This window comes from Nocardioides sp. (assembly GCF_047607365.1).
Lineage (GTDB): Bacteria > Actinomycetota > Actinomycetes > Propionibacteriales > Nocardioidaceae > Nocardioides.
Genome location: NZ_JASGDD010000127.1, coordinates 1 through 4,450 on the forward strand (window position 1 = coordinate 1; position 4,450 = coordinate 4,450).

Consider the following 4,450-nt stretch of genomic DNA (forward strand, 5'->3'; position numbering starts at 1 on the left):
GGGCCGGCGGCGAGCCTGGCGACGCGGGCCTCGGCCCGCTCGGCGAGCTCGGCGGCGGGGACGACCTCGGCGACCAGGCCCCAGTCGAGGGCGGTCGCGGCGTCGATCCGCAGGTTCTCGAGGTACATCCGCTTCGCACGCGCGGCGCCGATCAGTCGCGGGAGGTACCACGTGCCGCCGCCGTCGCCCGGGAGCCCGATGCCGGTGAAGACCGTCGAGAACGTGGCGTCGTCGGCGGCGATCACGATGTCGGCGACGTAGACGTAGAGCAGCCCGCCGCCGACGGCCAAGCCGTTGACGGCGGTGACGATCGGCGCCTCGATCTCGCTGAAGATCCGCATCGCCTCGTGGAACGGCGTCGTCATCCGGGCGAAGACGGCGCCGTAGGACTCCTCGGGCCACTGCCGGAAGTAGTCGATGTCGCCGCCCGCGGTCAGCCACTCCCCCTCGCCCGTGATGAGCACGGCACGGACGCTCGGGTCGTGCTGGAGCGCGCGGGCGATGGTGAGGGTCTCCTCGGCGACCCGGAGATCGATCGCGTTGCGCTGCTCGGGCCGACGCAGCGTCACCCGGGCGACGCCGTCGCGGACCTCGTAGCCGAAGGTCTCCAGGTCGCCGACCCCCGGCCCCGCGTACGCCGGGAAGGCGACCGCCCCGCCGGAGACCGCGTCGGCCCAGGCCGCCGTGTCGGTGAGCTGCTCGAGCGCGGCGATCCGCCCCTCGCTGACCGTGACGAGGTGGATGAAGGCGGCCTCGACGGCGCGGCCGGTGGCTCGTGCCGTGCCGCGGTAGGTCCCGGTCACCTGCAGGCGGCCGTCGGCGAGCTCGGCGAAGGCCTCCGCCTCGGCCCGGGCGGCGAAGGAGCGGCCCAGGCGCCACCAGAAGCCGTCGATCATCTCCTCGGCACCCTCGTAGCGCCCGCCGAGGCCGAGCGGCAGTCCCGCCGTCGTACGGCCGACGAAGTCGGGGGTCAGGAGCTCGAGCACGCCCGGCCGGTCTCCGGCGGCGAGTGCGTCGTAGAGCGCCTTCGCGAGAGCCTCGGGAGTACGTGCGTCCGTCACGAGTTTGAATCTAATTTAGAATTTATTCTGTGGCAACAGGTTCGGCCTGAAAGGCCGTGCCGGAGGCGAGGAGCGCCTCCACGTCGAGCCCGAGCCCGCGCAGCACCTCGGTCGTGTGCGCCCCCACCGGCGCCGGCGAGGCGACCGAGGCGAGCGGGTGCCCCGAGAACCGCGGCGCCGGGGCCGGCACGATCTCGCCGTCGACCTCGCGGAGCGTCCCTCGTGCGGCGAGGTGGGGATGCCGTGGCGCCTCGCGCAGGCTCACGACCGGCGAGACACAGGCGTCGGACCCGGCGAAGACGTCGGTCCACTCCTCCAGCGTGCGCCGGGCGAAGGCGTCGGCGAGGATCGCTCGGACCTCGGGCCAGCGGGCGGGGTCCTGGCGGGGCAACGGCTCCGCGATCTCGAGCAGCCGGAGCATCTCGGTCCAGAACGCGGGCTCGATCGGCCCCACGGCGAGATGCCTGCCGTCCGAGGTGGCGTAGACGTCGTAGAAGGGAGCACCACCGTCGATCAGGTTGACGCCGCGCTCATCGCGCCAGATGCCGGCGTTGAGGAAGCTCCACGTGCCGGACATGAGGTGGCTGACGCCGTCGACGATCGCGGCGTCGATCACCTGGCCGCGGCCGGTGCGCCCGGCCTCCCAGAGGGCGGCGAGCACGCCCATCACGAGATAGGACGAGCCGCCCGCATAGTCGCCGACGAGGTTGAGCGGGATCGCCGGCGGCCCGCCCGCCTCGCCGAGCGCGTGCAGCGCGCCGGTGATCGCGACGTAGTTGACGTCGTGCCCGGCCGCCGACGCCCAGGGGCCGGTCTGCCCCCAGCCGGTCATCCGGCCGAAGACCAGCCGAGGGTTGCGGGCGTGGCACACCTCGGGGCCGAAGCCGAGGCGCTCGGCCACGCCGGGTCGGTAGCCCTCGATGAGGATGTCCGCCCGCCCGACCAGGGTGAGGAGCGTCTCGATCGCCTCCGGCCTCTTGAGGTCGAGGGCGACCATCCGCTTCCCGCGGTTGGAGAGGTCCTTCTCCACGGGCAGCGGGAGGGGGAGGCTGGCGCCGGGACGGTCGACCCTAATCACCGTCGCTCCCATGTCGGCGAGGATCATGCCGGCGAACGGCCCCGGACCGATGCCGCCGACCTCGATCACGGTGACCCCGTCGAGCGGTCCGCTCACCCGCGGATCCCGAGCTCGTTGCCGACGACGGAGACGAACGACACGCAGCCGCCCGGGCGGCCGCCGAGGTTGTGGGTGAGCGCCGTGTGCGGGTCGGAGAGCTGCCGCGCACCGGCCTCTCCGCGCAGCTGCAGCCAGGCCTCGTAGAGCATCCGCAGTCCGCTGGCACCGACCGGGTGGCCGAAGGACTTCAGCCCGCCGTCGATGTTGACCGGCAGCCGTCCGCTCGCGTCGAACTCCCCGGCCAGCACGTCCTTCCAGGCCTGGCCGCGGTCGGTGAAGCCGAGGTCCTCCATCAGCACGATCTCGGTCGGCGTGAAGCAGTCGTGCACCTCCGCGAGGGAGATGTCGCGGCGCGGGTCGGCGATGCCCGCCTGCGCGTAGGCGTCGGCCGCCGAGTGCACGACCTCGGGGAAGGAGGTGAAGTCGAAGGCCGGGTCGACGCCCCCACGCATCGGCCCGGCCGCGAGCGACAGCGCCTTCACGTAGATCGGGCGGTCGGTGTAGTCCAGGGCGTCCTCAGCCCGCACGATCATCGCGGCGGCGGCTCCGTCGGAGACGCCCGAGCAGTCGAAGACACCGAGCCGGCCGGCCACCTTGGGCGCGGCCTCGATCTTCTCCCGCGACACCTCGGCACGGAACTGCGCCTTGGGGTTGAGCGCCCCGTTGCGGTGGTTCTTCCAGGCGATGTGGGTCATCGCCTCCCGCATCTGGTCCGGGTGCACGCCGTACCGCGTGCAGTAGGCGGGATCCAGCAGCGAGAAGGCGGCCGGAGCGGTCAGGGAGAGCTCGGGCGCCGTGCCGTCGTCCGGCGGATCGGTGCGCAGGAGGCCGGAGAAGCCGGAGTCCTTGAGCTTCTCGACACCCACCGCCATCACCCGGTCGTAGGCGCCGGAGGCGACCGCGTAGCAGGCGTTGCGGAAGGCCTCCGAGCCCGTGGCGCAGTAGTTCTCGACCCGCGTCACGGGCCGGTAGTCGATGCCGAGCGGGCGACTCAGCGTCAGGCCCGACTGCCCCGAGCCCAGGGTGCCGAGCCAGAAGGCGTCGACGTCGTCGCGGTCGACCCCCGCCGAGCCGAGGGCCTCGCCCACCGCGTCGATCAGCAGATCGTCGGTGGAGCGGTCCCACAGCTCGCCGAACTGCGTGCATCCCATGCCGACGATGGCGACCTTGTCGGCGATTCCACGGCTGCTCATCCCTGCTCCTCGCTCACGCGTGCCTTCCAGAAGTAGTTGTGCACCCCGCCCGCGGTGAAGAGCCGGCGGAAGACGAGCCGGACGCGGGTGCCCACGTCGATCTGGCTCGGGTCGGCGTCGGCGACCTCGAAGGTCGAGCGGCCGGCGCCCATCTCGGCGCCGAAGTCGACGACGACGTCCACCACGGGCGGAGCCGGCGAATACGCCAGTCGGTCCACGGTGTACGTCGCGACCGTCCCCGTCAGCGCGGTCGCCGTCAGCGGCTCCATCCGGTCCACCGCGCCGCACTCGCGGCAGACCCGCGCGGGCGGGAGGTGGACGAAGCCACAGGCGGCGCACCGCGCGCCGACGAGCCCGAACTTCCACCCGGCTCCGCGGGCCGAGGGCGGGCCGGCGGGCCGGGCGGGCTCGGGGCGGCGGGGCGGCTCCATGTCGAGGATGCCGCGCCAGGAGAGGTAGGTCGTGTAGGGGACCGGACGGCCCGCCGCCACGGCCGTCGCGACGGGGATCGTCTGCCGGTGGTCGAGCAGTGCCTCGGTCGTCCGCAGCACCAGGGCGTCGCAGCCGTCGGCTGCCGAGATCAGCAGGATCGTCTCCCCCGCCGCGGCCTCGTCGAGGACGGCGCTCAGCGCGACCAGCGGATCGGCGACTCCGAGGAACCCGACCGGGGTCCCCGACGTGGACACCCGGCCCTTGGCGAGGGCGCTCAGCCGCTTGCCGACGGCCGTGTTCGGCGAGGTGACGACCACGCGGTCGGCCTCGACCAGGCCGGCGGAGTCGAGGGCGCGCTCGGCGGTGGACCGGATCAGCGCGGCGTAGCGCTCGAAGCCGAAGCGCTCCTCCCACTGCTCGCCGGACGCCTTGAGCGGATCGCGCCATCGGTCGAGGAACTCGTCGCTGGCCCCGATGAGGGTCAGCACCTCGGCCAGGACCGGGCGCTCAGCGGTGGCCTCCCCGAAGAGCAGCGCTGCGGCGGCGTCGGCGCCGCCGCGCTCGTCGGCGGAGCCCGGGCGCCCGAC

At 73.4% G+C, this 4,450-nt stretch carries 4 protein-coding genes; all 4 read right to left on the bottom strand.

The annotated features are described in order from the left end of the window. Nucleotides 1-1,061 (bottom strand): enoyl-CoA hydratase-related protein (locus QM572_RS10140; protein WP_415092668.1); only part of this gene is annotated, 1,061 nt, incomplete at its 3' end. Between the two features lie 22 nt (nt 1,062-1,083). After that, entirely contained in the window at nt 1,084-2,235 is a 1,152-nt protein-coding gene (locus tag QM572_RS10145; RefSeq protein ID WP_415092670.1) for a CaiB/BaiF CoA transferase family protein, read from the bottom strand. Beyond that, the gene (locus QM572_RS10150; RefSeq protein ID WP_415092672.1) at nt 2,232-3,431 is read right to left on the bottom strand and encodes an acetyl-CoA acetyltransferase; all 1,200 of its coding nucleotides are present in this window, start codon (nt 3,429-3,431) and stop codon (nt 2,232-2,234) included. The genes QM572_RS10145 and QM572_RS10150 overlap by 4 nt, the downstream gene beginning before the upstream one ends. After that, on the bottom strand, nt 3,428-4,450 hold a 1,023-nt coding region (locus tag QM572_RS10155; RefSeq protein WP_415092674.1), incomplete at its 5' end, for a zinc ribbon domain-containing protein. The genes QM572_RS10155 and QM572_RS10150, both read right to left, overlap by 4 nt.

Bases quoted from the DNA above. Each gene is read 5' to 3' on its own strand.
- QM572_RS10150 (WP_415092672.1), bottom strand. From the start codon at position 3,431: ATGAGCAGCCGTGGAATCGCCGACAAGGTCGCCATCGTCGGCATGGGA.